This window comes from Streptomyces sp. HM190, assembly GCF_009857135.1.
GTDB classification, from domain to species: domain Bacteria; phylum Actinomycetota; class Actinomycetes; order Streptomycetales; family Streptomycetaceae; genus Streptomyces; species Streptomyces heilongjiangensis.
Genome location: NZ_CP047318.1, coordinates 7,225,308 through 7,240,865, shown reverse-complemented (window position 1 = coordinate 7,240,865; position 15,558 = coordinate 7,225,308). Strand labels below are relative to the sequence as shown.

Genomic DNA, 15,558 nt, shown 5'->3' with positions numbered 1-15,558 from the left:
GTGGATCCGCACAGGTGGCCGAGCGCGCTGCGGGGCGGAGCCGGCCACGGAATCGGACACGGATTCGGACAGTGGTCGGTCGCGCCCGCTACCATGCGCGGCCATGAATGACGACGTGCGCAATATCGTCCTCGGCGTGATCGCGGCGGGCCTCAGTGCCTCGCTGGGCTGGTTCGTCCGGACCTACCTCTGGAAGCGCAGGCTCCGCCGCAAGCAGGCGTTCTTCGGACTGCCCGAGAACTCCGAGTCGCTGCTGGTGGTCAACCGCGATCCGTCCAGCGCGGACATGGCGGTGCACCGCTTCGACGTGTTCGCGCTGCTGGAGCTGTCCGCCCTGATCAAGGACTGCGGTGCGCACGCCCAGATGATCACGCAGGACGCGGCCCGGCAGGGCTTCGGCGAACGCACCGAGTTCTGCGTGGGCGGGCCCTCCTCCAACCGCCGGATGGCCGCGCACATCGGGGCCATGCTGCCCGGCATACGCTTCAACACCGATCCCGAGCCCGGCCCCGACCGGGCGGCCTTCCAGATCGGCGACGACACCTACCGGCTGGAGCCCGGTGTCACCGAGCACGTCCTGCTGGCCCGGCTCACCACCGGCCAGCCCGACCAGGCGCGGCCCGTCTTCCTGTTCTGCGGCCAGCGGGCCATCACGAACCAGGCGGCCACCCGTTACCTCGCCCGCCACCACGAGCGGCTCCACCGCAAGTACGGCACCGGCAGCTTCGTCCTCCTGCTGAAGGTCGTCAACTCCCAGGCGTACGGCCCCGATGTCGTCGAGCTGGTCGGCGACGTCACCCGCGCCGCGCAGACCCCACCGGCGGCGCTCCCGGCCCCCAAGACCTCGCACCGGGCCCCGTAGGACGGCAGGGGCGAACCAGGTCGACGTGTTCACGCCAACCGTTACCGTCACGTGACCCACCGAGGAGTTACCCCCGGTAAGTCACGGCGGTTACCGTCGGGTCACTTTGCACTGACACGAGTGAGGAGCGACCCGTGAGACACCCGCACGGCACGACATCGCGTACGGCCCGGGCCCTGCGCACGACCACCGTGGGCGCCGTGTCGGCCGCCCTGGCCGCCGGTACGGCCCTCGGACTGGCCCCCGCCGCCCAGGCGGCCTCGGTCAACTCCCCCACCACCCGCTTCGTCGACATCACGGGCGACGGCGGCACGATCCTCAAGGCCAACGTTGTCGCCCCCGCCGACACCTCGCGCACCTACCCGCTGCTGGTGCTTCCCACGAGCTGGGGGCTGCCGCAGGTCGAGTACCTGGCCCAGGCCCAGCAGCTCGCCAGGGCCGGTTACGTCGTGGTCGGTTACAACGCCCGGGGCTTCTGGGAGTCCGGCGGGTACATAGAAGTGGCCGGGCCACCGGACATAGCCGACGCCTCCAAGGTGATCGACTGGGCCCTCGCCCACACCCCGGCCGACGCGGGCCGCGTGGGCATGGCGGGGCTCTCCTACGGCGCGGGCATCAGCCTGCTCACCGCCGCGCACGACAAGCGGGTCAAGGCGGTGGCCGCGCTCAGCGGCTGGGCCGACCTCATCGACTCCATCTACTCCGGGCGCACCCAGCACCTCCAGGCGGCCGGACTGCTGGACGGCGCCGGCCGGATCACGGGCCGTCCGGGCCCGGAACTGAAGGAGATCTTCAAGAACTTCTACGCGTCCGACCTGACCAAGGAGCAGGACATGGTCGACTGGGGGAAGAAGCGTTCCCCCGCGACCTATGTGGACGCCATCAACGCCAACGGCACGGCCGTCATGCTCGCCAACGGCTGGGGCGACTCGATCTTCCCGCCCAACCAGTACGCCGACTTCTACGAGAAGCTCACCGGCCCCAAGCGGCTGGAACTGCGCCCCGGCGACCACGCCACCACCGAACTGACGGGCCTGTTCGGGCTGCCCAACGACGTGTGGACGGACACCCGGCGGTGGTTCGACCACCATCTGCGGGGCCAGGCAGGCGGCATCGAGGACGAGCAGCCCGTCCAGCTCAAGTCCCGTACCGGCGGCGCCTTCGAGGGCTACCCGGACTGGAAGTCGGTCTCCGCCACCCGCAAGAAGATCGCCCTCGCGAGTGGCATCACGATCCACGCGAACGTCGACTCGGGCGCGAACGGCGGGGTCGTCTTCCTGTCCGGCATCCTCGACCAGGTCGCCCAACTGCCGCCCGTGGCCTCGATCCCGCTGTTGCCGCGCCGCTGGGCGGCCGTGTGGCAGTCGGAGAAGTACCGGTCCACGCAGCAGGTGCGGGGCACCGCCACAGTGCACACCACGGTGACGGCCACCAAGGAGAGCGGCACCCTCGTCGCCCATCTGTACGACGTGGGCCCGCTCGGCCTCGGCAAGCTGGTCAGCCACGCGCCGTACACCTTCCACGGCGAGACGCCCGGCAAGCCGTTCGGCGTGGACCTGGAGTTGTTCTCCACGGCCTACGACGTCCCGGCGGGCCACCGTCTCGCCCTGGTCGTCGACACGGTCGACCCGCTCTACATCGAGCACAACCCGTCCGGCGCGCAGCTGACCTTCTCCTCGCCGCCGAACGACCCGTCGTACGTGTCGATCCCGCTGCGCGAGCAGTGATCTCCGGCTGCCGCCGGGCGGGCCTGGCCCCTGGCCACTGCGCGCCTGGCAGCAGCGTCCCCTTGTGCGGCCGGGATGGAGTCCTCGGCCTCGGTCACCCCCAAGTGGAGGAACCGCTCATCGTAGTCGAGGCCCGCGCCCGGTCCAGCGGCGGCGGTCAGTGTGTGAGGATCTTGGAGAGGAAGTCCTCGGACCGGTCGCTCTTCGGATTCGTGCAGAACTCGTCGGGCGTGCGGCCCTCGACGATGCGCCCGTCGGCCATGAAGACGACACGGTTGGCGGCCGAGCGGGCGAAGCCCGTCTGCCGGAGCCTGGGCCGGCCGGGGCCGGAGTCCCGGGGTGGCTCACCGCACCTCCGCCTCCCCCCACCGCTTCCCGCCTCCGCTCACCCTTCCGCGATCTCGGCGTACAGCTGCGAGAGTTCCGGTGCGCCGTTGTCGGCCCACTCGTGTCCGGCCTCGACCACGTCGATCTCCCGCCCGGAGGCCAGCCGCACCGCGGGCCGGCCGTTGGGCCGGATCTCCCAGCGGGCGCCCGCGACGGTGCGGACGACGACGGTACCGAGGTAGAGCCCCGCGTCGTTGCCCAGCCAGGCGGCGGTCTCCTCGTCGTCGCGCCAGCGCGGCACCAGTTGGTCGAGGGCCTCCAACGAGTCGGCCGAGTCGTCGAGTTCGACCCCGGCCTGCTGGGCCTGGGCGCGCAGCAGCTCGCATTCGGAGAGCAGTTCGGCGATGCGTTCGTGACGTTCCCGGTCGTTGTCGTCCCCCTCGTCCTCGCCGGCGGACAGCACCGCGACTCCCGGGGCGGGACCGTGCTTCTTGCGCCAGTGACCCAGGAAAGGGATGTGCATGCGGTCAGCGTGTCATTCGCACCGCCCTGCGCACCACAGGCGCGCGGGGATCGCCTGTTCGCCCGGAGTTCACGCCTGGTTCGCGCCTGCCTCATTGACGGGTCTCTGACGCCTCTTTAGTTTCGTGGCGCATCCGTCGTCATGAGGGGAACGGGAGGGTCGCCGCGTGCGCCGACGCGTCTGGGGAACCGCCGTCGTGCTGGGCCTGTTGGCGGGGGTCGCGCCCGTCGCCTCGGCCCGTGCCGCCGCCGGGGCGGGTGAACCGGTCCCGCTTGCGCGGCTGTTCGACAACCGGGCGGTCAGTGACGACGCGCGGCCCGGTGAGGCCGACTTCGACGGCTCGGGCGGTTCGCTGTCGGCTCGGGACCTGACGGCCGCCGGCTGGACTCCGGGCGGTGCGCTGACCGTCCAGGGCGCCCGTCTGACCTGGCCGGACCGCGCCCCGGGCGAGGCGGACAACGTACGGGCCGACGGCCAGTCCGTCCGGGTGCGCGGCAGGGGCGACGCCCTCGCCTTCCTGGTCGCCGCGACGGGCGGCGCCGACGCGAGCGGCACCGGGACGGTCCGCTACACCGGCGGCGCCCGTTCCTCGTACCGGCTGACCGCCCCCGACTGGCGCACCGGCCCGCTCGCCACCAAGGCCGTCGCCCTCCCCCACATCAACACACCCGGCGGTCAACTCGCCGAGAAGGCGCGGCTGTACGTCGTGACCGTGCCCCTGGCGCGTGGCCGTCAGGTGGTTTCCGTGACGCTGCCGCGCGACCGGGACCTGCATGTGTTCGCCCTGTCGGTGCGGCCCGAGTCACGGGGCTGGACCGGCAGTTGGGCGGCCTCCACCTCCGGCTACACGGCGGTCGGGCCGTGGACCGACCGGACCCTGCGGCTGGTCGTGCACACCTCGGCGGGCGGGCCCCGGGTCCGGATCCGGCTCGACAACACGTTCGCGTCGGCGCCGGTACGGGTCGGCAGCGCGACGGTGGCGTTGCGGGGGCAGGGGGCCGCCGCCGTGGGCACGCCGGTGCCGCTGTCGTTCCGGGGCCGGGCCGGCACCGACATCCCGGCGGGCGCGCAGGCGTTCAGTGATCCGCTGGGCTTCGAGGTGCCGCCGGACGCGGATCTGCTGGTCAGCTTCCATCTGCCCGGCACGGTGCCGGCCGCGCCCGTGCACCGGCTGGCCCAGCAGATCTCGTACGTCAGCGAGCCGGGCGATCACGCGGGCGACGGCTCGGCGGCGCCCTACACGTCGACGATCACGACGTGGCCGCTGCTGACGGGCGTCGACGTGGGCGGTGGGCCGGGGTCGGTGGTCCTCCTCGGCGACTCGATCACCGACGGGGAGCGGACGACGGCGGGCGCGAACCGCCGCTGGCCGGACGTCCTGGCGGACCGGCTGCGGCAGCAGGACGCGGTCCCCCGCTACGGGGTCCTCAACCAGGGGATCTCCGCGAACCGGGTGGTCACCGACCGCTACCCCGGCGACGGCGTCTCCACGGACACGGGCGGTGTCAGCGCCGTCCACCGTTTCGACCGCGATGTCCTCGCGCAGACGTCCGCCCGGACCGCCGTCGTCTTCCAGGGCGTCAACGACATCCGCTGGGGCGGCACCGCGGACCAGGTCGTCGACGGGCTGCGGAAGATCGCCGCCAGAGGCCACGCGCGCGGGCTGCGGATGCTGGTGGCGACGATCGCGCCGTGCGAGGGCGAGGCCCGCTGCACGGCCGCCGTGGACGCCCACCGGGTCGCCGTCAACGAGTGGATACGGGGCAGCGACGCGTTCGACGGGGTGCTGGACTTCGACCGGGTGCTGCGCGACCCCGACCGGCCGGCGCGGATGCTCCCCGCGCATGACAGCGGGGACCATCTGCATCCGGGCGAGGCGGGCCTCGCCGCGCTGGCCGAGTCGGTGGATCTGCGGCTGCTCTGAGCCGAGGTGCGCGGGGCCGCTACACGTCCAGGTCGACCACGACGGGCGCGTGGTCCGAGGCGCCCTTGCCCTTGCGCTCCTCGCGGTCCACGTACGCGTCCTTCACGGCCTTCCCGAACGGCTCGTTGCCGTAGACGAGGTCGATGCGCATGCCGCGGTTCTTGGGGAAGCACAGCTGGCGGTAGTCCCAGTACGTGAAGGGGTGCTCGTACTTGAGGGGGCGCGGGACGATGTCGGAGAGGCCGGCCTCGCGGAGGGAGGCGAGGGCGGCGCGCTCGGCGGGGGTGACATGGGTGGCGCCCTCGAAGGCGGCGACGTCGAACACGTCGTCGTCCGTGGGGGCCACGTTGTAGTCGCCCATGACGGCGAAGGGGCGGCTGCCGGCGGCGTCGTCGGCGACGGCGGCCTTCAGGGCCTCGAACCACTGGAGCTTGTACGCGTAGTGCGGGTGGTCGACCTCGCGGCCGTTCGGCACGTACACCGACCAGACGCGGACCGGGCCGCAGGTGGCGGAGATCGCGCGGGGCTCCACGGCGCCGTCGTAGCCGGGGTCGCCGGGCAGGCCCTTGACGACGTCCTCCAGGCCGACGCGGGAGATCACCGCCACGCCGTTCCACCGGCCGGTGGCGTGCACCGCGGCCTCGTAGCCCCTCTCGCGCAGCGCGTCGAAGGGGAAGGCGTCCTCGGCGATCTTGGCCTCCTGGAGGCACAGCACGTCCGTGCCGCTGGTCTCCAGCCAGGCGAGGAGCCGCGGGAGGCGGGCGGTGATCGAGTTCACGTTCCAGGTGGCGATACGCATGCCCCACAACTTACCGGGCGGGTCCGACAACGCCGTCCCGCCCGGTTCTCCGCCCCGGGCCCCTACACGTCCGCCGAGGCGCCGGGGGCGAGGCGGAGGTGCTCGGCGCCGCCCAGGGCGCCGATCTGGCGGTCGTAGATCGGGCGGGCGAGGTCGGTGAGGAGGGCGTCGTGGATGTCGTAGGCGCGCTGCGGCTCGACCTCGCGGACGTAGTCGATGACCTCGGAGATCTTGCTCCATGGGGCCATCACGGGGAGCATCAGCGTCTCCACGGCGTGGCCGGGGACGGTCAGGGCGTCGCCGGGGTGGAAGACCCGGCCGCCGTCGACGAGGTAGCCGACGTTGGTGATGCGGGGGATGTCCGGGTGGATGACGGCGTGCAGCTCGCCGTGCACCTGGATGTCGAAGCCGGCGGCGGTGAACGTGTCGCCGTGGCCGACGGTGTGCACCCGGCCGGGGAACGCGGCGGAGATCTTCTCGGCGACGGAGCGCAGGGTCCAGATCTGGGCGGCCGGGTTGCCCTCCAGGGCCGTGCGCAGCCGTCCCTCGTCGAAGTGGTCGGGGTGCTCGTGCGTGACCAGGACCGCGTCCGCGCCGACCGCCGCGTCCTCCTCGCTGAACCCGCCGGGGTCGATGACGAGCGTGCGTCCGTCCTTCTCCAGACGGACGCAGGCGTGCGACTTCTTCGTGAGCTTCATGGTCATGGTTCCATCCTGCCCCCGCGGGACACCCGAGGGTCCGCACACCGGTGCCTCCCCGGGCCCGAACGCCGGCCGTGCGGGCCCGAACGCAGGTCCTACGGGCACGACGACGCAGGTCCTGCGGGCCCGATCGCCGATTCTGCGGGCCCGCGGCCGGGTCATTCCTCGGGGGTGGTCTCCTCCCGGATGATCTGCTGGGCGACCTTGAAGGCGCTGTTCGCCGCGGGGACGCCGCAGTAGACGGCGGCCTGGAGGAGGACTTCCTTGATCTCGTCCGGGGTGAGCCCGTTGCGGAGGGCGGCGCGGGTGTGGAAGGCGAGTTCGTCGAGGTGACCGCCGGCGACGAGGGCGGTGAGCGTCACGCAACTGCGGGAGCGGCGGTCGAGGCCCGGCCGGTCCCAGATCTCACCCCACGCGTAGCGGGTGATGAACTCCTGGAAGTCCCCGGAGAACTCGTCCGCCGTGGCCAGCGCCCGGTCGACGTGCGCGTCGCCGAGGACCTCGCGGCGGACCTTGAGCCCGGCGTCGTACGGGTCCGGCCTTCCCGCCGCCTCCGGCTGGACCGCGGCCGGGGCGATCTCGGCCACGGGGCCGCTCTGCTGCGGCACCGGGACCGCGAGGACCGGCTTGGCGGGCGCCACCGGGATGGCGACCTGACCCGTGGTCGAGTCGTACGCCGGCTGCCAGGCCGTCGAGAAGTGCCGGACGAGGAGGTCGGTGACCGCGGCCGGCTGTTCGACGGGCACCAGGTGCGAGGCGCTCGGGACGACGGCGAGCCGGGCGTCGGGGATGCCGGCGACGAGCGTACGGGCCTCGGCGGGCCCGGTGACCTGGTCGTCGGAGCCGACGAGGACCAGGGTGGGGACGCCGATACGGCCCAGCTCGGCGCGGACGTCGAACGAGGCGAGGGCCTCGCAGGCGGCGATGTAGCAGCCGGGATCGGTGGTGCGGACCATCTGCACGGCCCACTCGGTGATCGCGGGCTGCGCCGCCGCGAACCCGGCGGTGAACCAGCGGTCCGGGGATGTCCGGGCGATCGGGTCGAGACCGTTCGTCCGTACGATCACTCCGCGCTGGCGGAACTCGTCGGCCGTGCCGAAGCGCGGCGAGGCGGCGATCAGCGCGAGCGAGGCGATGCGGCCGGGGTGGCGCAGCGCGAGTTCCGCGCCGATGGCGCCGCCGAGCGCGCAGCCCGCGTAGCCGAAGCGCTGCACACCGACCGCGTCCAGCGTGGCCAGCAGCCGGGCGGCCAGTTCGGAGACCGAACCGCCGGGGTACGCGGGCGCACCGCCGTGGCCCGGCAGGTCGAACCGGAAGACCCGCCACTGCCTGGTCAGTTCGGGGATCTGCCGGTCCCACATGTGCCATGTGGTACCCAGTGAGGGACCCAAGATCAGGACCGGAGCGTCTTCTGGCCCGTCAAAGCGGTATTGCAGGGTGTTCGGGGGTGTCTCACTCACGCCCCAGACCCTCTCACGTCTCACGAAATCTCACACGGCCAGGTGAACCCAGCGGCTCGTGACCCTCGCGGCGCGGCACGCCCGGCACCGCCAAGACCCTCATGGTCCACGTACGGGTACTTCGATGTGCACGCCTGACCGTGGGGACAGTGCGTCCTCCCGGCTCGCGCACCCTCCCAATCCCTGCGCCGCACAGCTTCCCACCCTCGGCACGGCTTCCAGACGGTCTGGTTTGCAGCAAAGCATGTAGTGCCGTCCCCAAGGATCGGCATGACGCACCTGAAAACCTTCCGGGATTCACCGACGAACAGCCCGAACACCACACGGCGGGCAAGCTCTGCCTTGCCTCGCAGGAGGGGAGACGTTGGCCGTAGCCTGGCCGCCCCTCCCCCCTTGCCGTCGCTGGTCCACAGCCAGCAGCGGCCGGGGCCACTCGATTTGACTGCCATACGGCTGGGCGGGTCGCTCAATCGGCAGGCCGCCTGAGTCACGCTTGCCCCTCCGTCGCAGCACCGTGCAGGCCGTCCCACGTTGTGGCGGCTCCGCGGAGGTCCTCCACGTCCGGCTTCACGTACCACTTCTTGGTGGTCTTGACGTTCGTGTGTCCGGCCCACCGGGCAAGGATGTGATCCGGCACGCCTTTGTTGGCGAGGTATGTGAGGCAGGAGGAGCGAGCGTCGTAGAGGCGCACTCTGCGGAGTTCAAGGATCTCCATGAGCCGGTATGCGCGTCTGCGGAGCTGCTTGATCGTGAAGGCTTCCCCGGTCTCGTGCACCACGACGTATCCGGAATCCGAGTAAGCCTCACCGAGGACGAGCTTCTCCTTGGCTTGGAGAGCCCTGAACGACTTGAGGGCAGCCAGCACCGGTGCCGGCAAAGGAAGATCCCGTTCCCCGGCCAGGGACTTGGTGTCCTTCTCCACAACGTACCGATTCCCCATCATTGTCCGCGTGTTGGCTATGGTGATCGTGGCGGCTTCCAAGTCCACGTCTTCCCATCGGAGTCCGCAGACTTCAGCCGGACGTAGACCCATGAGGGACAGCAAGAGAGCAGCGTAAAGCCGTTCTGTCCGGACACCGTGAATGAACGTCTGAATCTCCTGCACGTTCCACGGCTTCACCTCCTGCTTCTTCTTTCGCTCTTCTTTACGTGCCCTACGTGGGATGGTCACATGTTGGGCTACATTCATGGTTACTAGCCGACGCGTAACGGCTCGATTCAGGGCGTCCTTCAATCGGGCGAGACTCATCTCCACGCTGGTCACTCCAAGCGGAGTACCTGCTTTGTCACCGCGTACCCGCCCATGCTTCAACGCCCAGTGCATCCAATTTTCTACATCTTCCTCGGTGAGTTCTTGAAGCCGGATGCGCCCCAGCCTCCCCCGAACTCGATCGAGGGTAACCCGATAGTTGTAAATAGTGGTCTCTTCCAGATCCTCTGCCTTCATGGCCAGCCACTGATCAAGCCACTCATTTACATTTATCTGGTTGGGCGGTACGAACGTCCCTTCCTCGCGGCGGTTGGTGATGCGCGCGTACTCAGCCTTCGCCTCCTTGAGAGTGGCGAACGTACGAGTCAGCTGTTTGCGCCTCCCGGTGGCAGGGTCGATGCCTACGTCGACTACGAACCGGTAGCGCACCTGTCCCCTGGAGTTGGGTGGAAGCTTCTTGATCGGAACGGACAGGGGGTACTCACTCTCCTTCAAGGGGACCTGCACGAGCAGGGCGCCGGATCATCTGGCTAGCACCAGACCAGTGCCATTCCGTTTCACGGGCTGCTGAGTTCGCTGCAGCTCCGCCACCAAGCACAGCCGCGCATGCGAACGTCCTCAAGGAACCTCACGATCGCCGGTTTTGCTAACCGGCGATCGTCGTCTATGTTGCGCACCGCATCACGAAGGCGGCATCTGCTTAGAGAGTGTTGTCTTTTCGATCTTGAGCGGTGGCGGTCGAACGCGGTTTCCCGGTCGGGTGATCTGGCCGTGGCCGGGGCATGAGGACGGGGCCTCCTGAACAGCTCGTGGGTGTCGAATCCATAGAGCAGCAGGAGGCCCCGGTGCCGCAGTCTTCCGTGTCGATGGCAGGGCAGTCCAACTCGGCTGCTCCATCGTGTGATTGCCTCGCGCACGTGTACGGCAACGCGGCCGACCAGCCCGAACGGCAGCGCCGGTACCCGACGGACATGACGGACGCGGAGTGGGCCGAGGTCCGGTCACTGCTGCCGGTGCCGGGCTGGATGCGCGGGCGGGGCGGCCGGCCGGAGGGGTATTGCCACCGTGCGATGCTGGACGCGATCCGCTATCTCGTGGACAACGGAATCAAGTGGCGGGCGATGCCGGTCGACTTCCCGCCGTGGGACCGGATTTACGCCTTCTTCCGCCGCTGGCGCGACCATGGCCTGGTCAGCGAGTTCCACGACCGGCTGCGCGCCAGGGTTCGCGAGAAGCTGGGCAGGGATACGGAGCCGACGGCCGGGGTCATCGACTCGCAGTCCATCAAGGCGGACGCCGTCGTCGGTGCCGACAGCCGTGGCTACGACGGCGGCAAGCAGATCAACGGGCGCAAGCGGCACGTCGTGGTCGATACCCTCGGCCTGCTGCTGGGTGTGATGGTCACGGCTGCGGATGTCGGCGACCGCACCGCCGCGCAGGTCCTGCTGGCCCAGGTGGCCGCCGTGCACCACCGCCTCGCCCTCGTCTGGGCCGACGGCGGCTATACCGGCAGCCTCGTCGAGCACTGCCTGGCCGCCTTCGCGCTGGTGCTGGTGATCGTCAAACGCAGCGATGACATGCGCGGCTTCGTGGTGCTGCCCAAGCGGTGGATCGTCGAGCGTCTTTTCGCCCATCTCATGCGCAGCCGCCGCCTGGCCCGCGACTACGAGCGCCGCACCGCCAGTGCCGAGGCGGTCATCTACTGGTCGATGACCATGGTCATGAGCCGCCGCCTGGCCCGGCCACACCGCGGGCGGGCGTGAACCGGCCCGCGGCCGGCTCGGCCAGCCAGCCGCGCGCGACCAGGCGTTTCGCCTTCGACCGGAGCGCCTCCACCCTTGCCGGCACCACGTCCATGCCGAAGGCGGCGGCCATCTCCTGGCAGGTCACCGGCCCCTGCCCGAGCCGGGCCCGGTCGGCTGCCACCTGCAGAATGCGCTGGTAGTCCGCCGACAACACCGACCAGGCCAGACCTTCACGCCACACGGGCACCTGCGACTTCGGCTTCGCCGCGTCCCGGACGACCGCCTGCGCATCCGTGTCCCGCGTTTCCTGGACGACCTCCACGGCCGCGGTGCCGGTGTCCGGAGTCAGCACGTCACCGACTCGCCTGCGGGCGATCACCCACTCCTGCCACTCCTGCTCGGCCGCGGCCAACTCGGCCTGGATTCGGTCGGCCTCCTCCCGCAGCCCGTCGACGCGACGGCGAGCAGCGAGCTCGTACTGTTCCAGCAGTCCAACAACCGACGGCATCCACGACCTCCCGGGCAGCGACAACACGACACGCCACTACTCCCAAGAGACCGCCGACCTATGCCCCACCAGCAGAAACGCAGTCCTCAAGTCCGGAAAGGCAACAACTTCTTAGGCCCGCCGCAGCCAGGGCCAGCCGACGCGCAACCAGGTGCGCGCCGTCCGTGGCGAGCACCAGCAGACCGTCATCGGTGAGGCGGTCGAGATTCCGGGCAGCGAGTCGCTCGTCCTGATGGCGAGTGCCACTTGCCGTGTTGCGGCGCCAAGACGTGCCGCACGGTATGCGAGGGCGGCACTGACGCTGCGATAGCCCTCGCCGAACAGGCCAGCCACGCAAAGGCAGACGTACAGCCCGGCGGAAAGGGTCCCGTAGTCGCCGGCTGCCTGGCTGTACCAGGCGTTCAGACGCGCCGCGGGTATAAAGAGCGGGTGCAGTGAAGCGAGCGGATCGAATAGCGGGGTCAGACAGGCGGACCTCCCCAAGTAGGAGCCCTGCCAGCAAGGCAGTCACACGGGTGCAGGATTCCAAGGCATTTCGCAACCTGGGCCGCAGTGGAGCATCTGCACATCCTGGCCTGGTGTTTTCCGGGACGTTGTACGTTGACATGGTCCGGACGGAGGTATCCAGTCCTGTGGTCCTATTTCTCGTCTGCCGTGAGCGAATGCCCGCCGACAGCCAGCAAGTCCTCCTGTCGCGGGCTTGTGAAGCGCACGGGCCCGGCGCCTGCATAATGCAGCCGCACGACCTCGTTGATGAGAACCTGCCACCGCAGTGCCGAAGCGACGCGCCACCCCGCATGGCCCGCCGTCACTTGACTGGTACAGGTCGTGGTCGAGCCCTCACTCGCCTTGAGAGGTGGCGACCGGCCCTCGGTGTGCCCTGGACGGCTGGGTAGGGTCGCGGTACCCGAGCTGGAGAGGTAGTTGCATGGCCCACGATATTGTGATTGCTCAGACGACCAGCGACGACGAGGGGCAGGCGACGATGCTGGCCCGAGGTGCGGTCGAGAGCAAGCTGGCAGCGGGAGTTCACATCGATGCGCCAATCACCGCCTTCTACTGGTGGAAGGGGAAGGTCGAGGCGGCGCGGGAGTGGCGCATCTCGTATATGACTACGACGGACCGTCTTCCCGCGCTAGAAGCGTGGGTGCACGAGAAGCACTCGTACGACGTCCCCCAATGGATCACACTGCCCGTAACCGGCGGGTCGGAGGCGTACCTGTCCTGGGTCTTCGAGGAGACGGAATCCGACTGAGGAGCCACGGGCCGGGCGTCGGCGACGTTGGTGCCCTGGGCTTGCCGCGTGCCACCCGAGGTGGATCATGCGAACCGCCGGAAATGAACGGCAAGTTCGTGCTCGCTGTCAGGGAGCAACACTGCAATAGCCGCCGCCCGCTCCTTGCCCATGGTGTTGGGCTTGGCCTGTGCCGCCGCAGCGAACTGGCGGGCCACGTAGATGCCTTGGTCGACGTCACCCCCACGCAGTAGGGCCGACGCCAGATCACCGAGGACTACGACGCCCCCGTCCGGTAGCCCGTCTCCGAGGCGGTCGACCGCGGTATCAGCTGTGGACGTGAGCTCGGGGCGCCTCAGCTGGCCGTACACGGACAGGGCCAACGAGTCCATGCGGTATGGGGTCACGAACCTGACCCATGCCTGCTCGCTGGTGTGGTCCGCGAAATCGTAGGCGAAGCGCGCTCGGTCTAACGCCTGGAGCGCCCCCACCTCGTCGCCGGCCGCCGCAGCTTCTTCCGCGTGCCTACCGAGAACCCAGGCGGCAGCAGTAGCGTTTCCGTGGCCTCGCACGTCGTTGGCGGCTTGGGAGAGGAACTCCATCTTCGCCTTTGGCGTCAAAGCGCCGTAGCTGCTGTAGGTCAGGGCCAGGGCTCGGAGTGGAGGATGCCCGGCAGCCGCCGCGCACTGCGACGTGACTTTGTAGTAGGCGTTGGCTTTGTCGTGCTCCCCCAGGTCCCAGGCCACCCAACCGGCCAGAGCGGCGGTTTCCCCGGCGGCGATGGTGAGAGCGCCTTCGTGTTCGCCTGCACGAGGCAGGGCCGTAGTGATCGCGTCAAGATGCGACTCGACCGTTTTTTGTAGCCGCCGCGCGCTGAGGTTGAGTTCCTGGACGTGCAGTTCAGCGGCTCGGTCGATGAGCGCGGCGGCAGCGGGCGAATCGATCTTGGTCCCCTTGCTGAGGGCGAAGGCGAGGCGCCCCCACGGCTCGGCGGCCACGCTCACGCCGATAGTGGCGCTACCCAGGAGCGTGCGACGCTTCACGGCGTCTTGGTCCTCCCCTGCATCGGCATGCCCCTTTCTCTTCCGAGCGCGGGCGGCCTTGGCCTCTCGCTGTAGTTCCTCGAAGGGGACACCGCAGGCCGCCGCGATGTGGCCGATTGTGTGGTTGGTAGGAATGTTCTCGAAGTTCTCATAACGGCTGATCTCTCGGCGGGTCATGGTGTCCCGGCCGGAGACAGCGTTGATCGCCTCCGCCTGCTCCTCCTGTGTCCGGCCCGCCTCCTGCCGAAGCCGGAGGAGCAGGTCGGCGAACGGGTCTGGCATGAGTGTGACCTCTGTTGGTGGGCGGAATCCAATCATGGCCTCAATTCCCCCCTCCAGTTTCCCCCTTGACATAATTTTCCCCCTCTGGATTCCCCTGGTCGACGGCGTCGCCGCACGGTGCCATAGCCCACATGACCAGGCTCCAAGAGGCGGCCCCGCCCGGCGGGGGCATCCGTAGCTGTGCGGCTACAGCCGGCGCGTCATGCGTCAGGCCAGTTCAGGAAGACGAGCCCGGCGCATGGGAGAGGGCAGAGGTACCGGCGGCATCCCATGCCTGTCAGGCGGCCCTTCTCCCCGACCTCGCGAAGGTCGGGGAGATGCGGCGCATAGCCAGGGCGTTCCTGCGGCGGTGCCGGGTTTCGGAGCCGGTGGCGGGGTTCGTCGTACTGGCCGTTTCGGAGCTGGTCACCAACGCCGTGGTCCACGGTGAGGGCGAAGTCGTGCTCCGCATCACGGTGGCCGTCGACGTGGTGCGTGTCTCGGTAACCGACCACAACCCGGCGCCCGCTGTGCTCAAGGAAGCCGGACCCGACGGCGAATCGGGGCGCGGGATCCGGCTGGTCGATGCGATCTCAGACGCATGGGAGAGCAGCGGCGAGGAGACGTGGTGTGAGTTCCGAGACGCGAGGGCTGCAGCTTGAGCCAGACCTCCAGTTGGTTCCCGACGATGCAAATGGCAAGCTGGGCAGCTCAGTCGCTTCTGTCATACAGGGCGCTCCGAGGGCCGTTCGCTTGCCTTCGCCCAGTAATTCGGTTCGAGCATCTCGCCGGGCCAGGCGGGCTGACGGATCGGGCCACGAGGCCCCATCTGTTCGAAGTACGGTGCCAAGTCGATCACGGGCGTTCCGTCTACAGCGTCGAGATCGGTGACCAACAGGTCCCGCCCCTCGACCTTGAGCAGCCGCGGGTAGCTGATCGCCAGTTGATTGGGACGCCGATGGTTGCGGTGGACGAAGGTACCGGTCGGCGGCCAGTCCGGATTCCCCCGGGGGCTGCGTGCGTGGAGCTGAACATCTTCCGGTCGCGCCAGGTGGAAGAGCCAGGTCACCGTCAGGTGGGAAAACTCTTCGATTCCCTGCAGCGTCTCGAGGGGGTACGCCTGGTTGAGTCGGATGATCGACTCGACTCCACCCTGGTAATCGTCCTGGACGCGGGTGTGGCCCCCGACAACCGTTGCGATCGATTCGACCTCGTACGTTGCCATCGGCGCTCG

At 69.4% G+C, this 15,558-nt stretch carries 14 protein-coding genes and 1 pseudogene; 6 read left to right on the top strand and 9 right to left on the bottom strand.

The features are described from left to right. Nucleotides 1-103: 103 nt before the first annotated feature. Together GSY65_RS30980 and GSY65_RS30975 are read left to right on the top strand one after the other, a co-directional pair. A complete protein-coding gene (locus GSY65_RS30980; RefSeq protein ID WP_159774782.1) occupies nt 104-862 on the top strand; it encodes a hypothetical protein in 759 nt (252 codons plus the stop codon). 134 nt (nt 863-996) lie between these two features. After that, a complete protein-coding gene (locus GSY65_RS30975; RefSeq protein WP_159774781.1) occupies nt 997-2,589 on the top strand; it encodes a CocE/NonD family hydrolase in 1,593 nt (530 codons plus the stop codon). A gap of 157 nt (nt 2,590-2,746) precedes the next feature. Here the strand turns inward: GSY65_RS30975 and GSY65_RS30970 are convergent. Next, nucleotides 2,747-2,893 (bottom strand): annotated as a pseudogene (locus tag GSY65_RS30970) (amino acid ABC transporter ATP-binding protein); the annotation flags it as partial. Between the two features lie 81 nt (nt 2,894-2,974). Then, nucleotides 2,975-3,439, bottom strand: a complete 465-nt coding sequence (locus GSY65_RS30965; protein ID WP_159774779.1) for a DUF6278 family protein — start codon at nt 3,437-3,439, stop codon at nt 2,975-2,977. Between the two features lie 166 nt (nt 3,440-3,605). Here GSY65_RS30965 and GSY65_RS30960 point away from each other — a divergent pair, with 166 nt between their 5' ends. Continuing rightward, on the top strand, nt 3,606-5,363 hold the full coding sequence (locus tag GSY65_RS30960; protein WP_159774777.1) for an SGNH/GDSL hydrolase family protein: 1,758 nt from the start codon (nt 3,606-3,608) through the stop codon (nt 5,361-5,363). Nucleotides 5,364-5,382: 19 nt separating this feature from the next. Here the strand turns inward: GSY65_RS30960 and GSY65_RS30955 are convergent, their stop codons facing one another. The 4 genes from GSY65_RS30955 to GSY65_RS30940 form a co-directional block, all read right to left on the bottom strand. Further along, a complete protein-coding gene (locus GSY65_RS30955; protein ID WP_159774775.1) occupies nt 5,383-6,162 on the bottom strand; it encodes an exodeoxyribonuclease III in 780 nt (259 codons plus the stop codon). Between the two features lie 62 nt (nt 6,163-6,224). Beyond that, entirely contained in the window at nt 6,225-6,860 is a 636-nt protein-coding gene (locus tag GSY65_RS30950) for an MBL fold metallo-hydrolase (RefSeq protein ID WP_159776567.1), read from the bottom strand. A 161-nt stretch (nt 6,861-7,021) separates the two neighbouring features. Continuing rightward, nucleotides 7,022-8,323: a bifunctional 3-oxoadipate enol-lactonase/4-carboxymuconolactone decarboxylase PcaDC gene (pcaDC, locus tag GSY65_RS30945; RefSeq protein ID WP_159774773.1), complete on the bottom strand. Its 1,302-nt coding sequence runs from the start codon at nt 8,321-8,323 to the stop codon at nt 7,022-7,024. A 487-nt stretch (nt 8,324-8,810) separates the two neighbouring features. Beyond that, complete coding sequence (locus GSY65_RS30940) at nt 8,811-10,028, bottom strand: tyrosine-type recombinase/integrase (protein ID WP_236580138.1); 1,218 nt, start codon at nt 10,026-10,028, stop codon at nt 8,811-8,813. A 476-nt stretch (nt 10,029-10,504) separates the two neighbouring features. Between GSY65_RS30940 and GSY65_RS30935 the strand changes: the two genes are divergently transcribed. Then, nucleotides 10,505-11,296, top strand: a complete 792-nt coding sequence (locus GSY65_RS30935) for an IS5 family transposase (RefSeq protein ID WP_236580197.1) — start codon at nt 10,505-10,507, stop codon at nt 11,294-11,296. Here GSY65_RS30935 and GSY65_RS30930 read toward each other — a convergent pair. Further along, nucleotides 11,253-11,786 carry a hypothetical protein gene (locus tag GSY65_RS30930; protein WP_159767255.1) on the bottom strand — a complete coding sequence of 178 codons (534 nt, stop codon included), beginning with the start codon at nt 11,784-11,786 and terminating at the stop codon, nt 11,253-11,255. The two genes, GSY65_RS30935 and GSY65_RS30930, sit on opposite strands and share 44 nt — an antisense overlap. A gap of 928 nt (nt 11,787-12,714) precedes the next feature. On the opposite strand from GSY65_RS30930, the gene cutA reads away from it, so the two are divergent. Further along, a complete protein-coding gene (gene cutA, locus GSY65_RS30925; protein WP_006143010.1) occupies nt 12,715-13,041 on the top strand; it encodes a divalent-cation tolerance protein CutA in 327 nt (108 codons plus the stop codon). Nucleotides 13,042-13,106: 65 nt separating this feature from the next. On the opposite strand, the gene GSY65_RS30920 is transcribed toward cutA, so the two are convergent. After that, complete coding sequence (locus tag GSY65_RS30920; RefSeq protein ID WP_159774771.1) at nt 13,107-14,345, bottom strand: helix-turn-helix transcriptional regulator; 1,239 nt, start codon at nt 14,343-14,345, stop codon at nt 13,107-13,109. A 131-nt stretch (nt 14,346-14,476) separates the two neighbouring features. Here GSY65_RS30920 and GSY65_RS30915 point away from each other — a divergent pair, with 131 nt between their 5' ends. Next, on the top strand, nt 14,477-14,986 hold the full coding sequence (locus tag GSY65_RS30915; protein ID WP_159774769.1) for an ATP-binding protein: 510 nt from the start codon (nt 14,477-14,479) through the stop codon (nt 14,984-14,986). A 62-nt stretch (nt 14,987-15,048) separates the two neighbouring features. Here GSY65_RS30915 and GSY65_RS30910 read toward each other — a convergent pair whose 3' ends face one another. Continuing rightward, a complete protein-coding gene (locus GSY65_RS30910; protein ID WP_159774767.1) occupies nt 15,049-15,549 on the bottom strand; it encodes an SAM-dependent methyltransferase in 501 nt (166 codons plus the stop codon). Nucleotides 15,550-15,558 lie beyond the last annotated feature (9 nt).

What these genes read in the sequence shown, in the direction of transcription:
- GSY65_RS30935 (WP_236580197.1), top strand. Translation starts at nt 10,505, where the DNA reads ATGACGGACGCGGAGTGGGCCGAGGTCCGGTCACTGCTGCCGGTGCCG.
- GSY65_RS30965 (WP_159774779.1), bottom strand. Translation starts at nt 3,439, where the DNA reads ATGCACATCCCTTTCCTGGGTCACTGGCGCAAGAAGCACGGTCCCGCC.
- cutA (WP_006143010.1), top strand. Translation starts at nt 12,715, where the DNA reads ATGGCCCACGATATTGTGATTGCTCAGACGACCAGCGACGACGAGGGG.
- GSY65_RS30915 (WP_159774769.1), top strand. Translation starts at nt 14,477, where the DNA reads ATGACCAGGCTCCAAGAGGCGGCCCCGCCCGGCGGGGGCATCCGTAGC.
- GSY65_RS30930 (WP_159767255.1), bottom strand. Translation starts at nt 11,786, where the DNA reads ATGCCGTCGGTTGTTGGACTGCTGGAACAGTACGAGCTCGCTGCTCGC.
- GSY65_RS30955 (WP_159774775.1), bottom strand. Translation starts at nt 6,162, where the DNA reads ATGCGTATCGCCACCTGGAACGTGAACTCGATCACCGCCCGCCTCCCG.
- GSY65_RS30910 (WP_159774767.1), bottom strand. Translation starts at nt 15,549, where the DNA reads ATGGCAACGTACGAGGTCGAATCGATCGCAACGGTTGTCGGGGGCCAC.
- GSY65_RS30980 (WP_159774782.1), top strand. Translation starts at nt 104, where the DNA reads ATGAATGACGACGTGCGCAATATCGTCCTCGGCGTGATCGCGGCGGGC.
- GSY65_RS30950 (WP_159776567.1), bottom strand. Translation starts at nt 6,860, where the DNA reads ATGAAGCTCACGAAGAAGTCGCACGCCTGCGTCCGTCTGGAGAAGGAC.
- GSY65_RS30920 (WP_159774771.1), bottom strand. Translation starts at nt 14,345, where the DNA reads ATGCCAGACCCGTTCGCCGACCTGCTCCTCCGGCTTCGGCAGGAGGCG.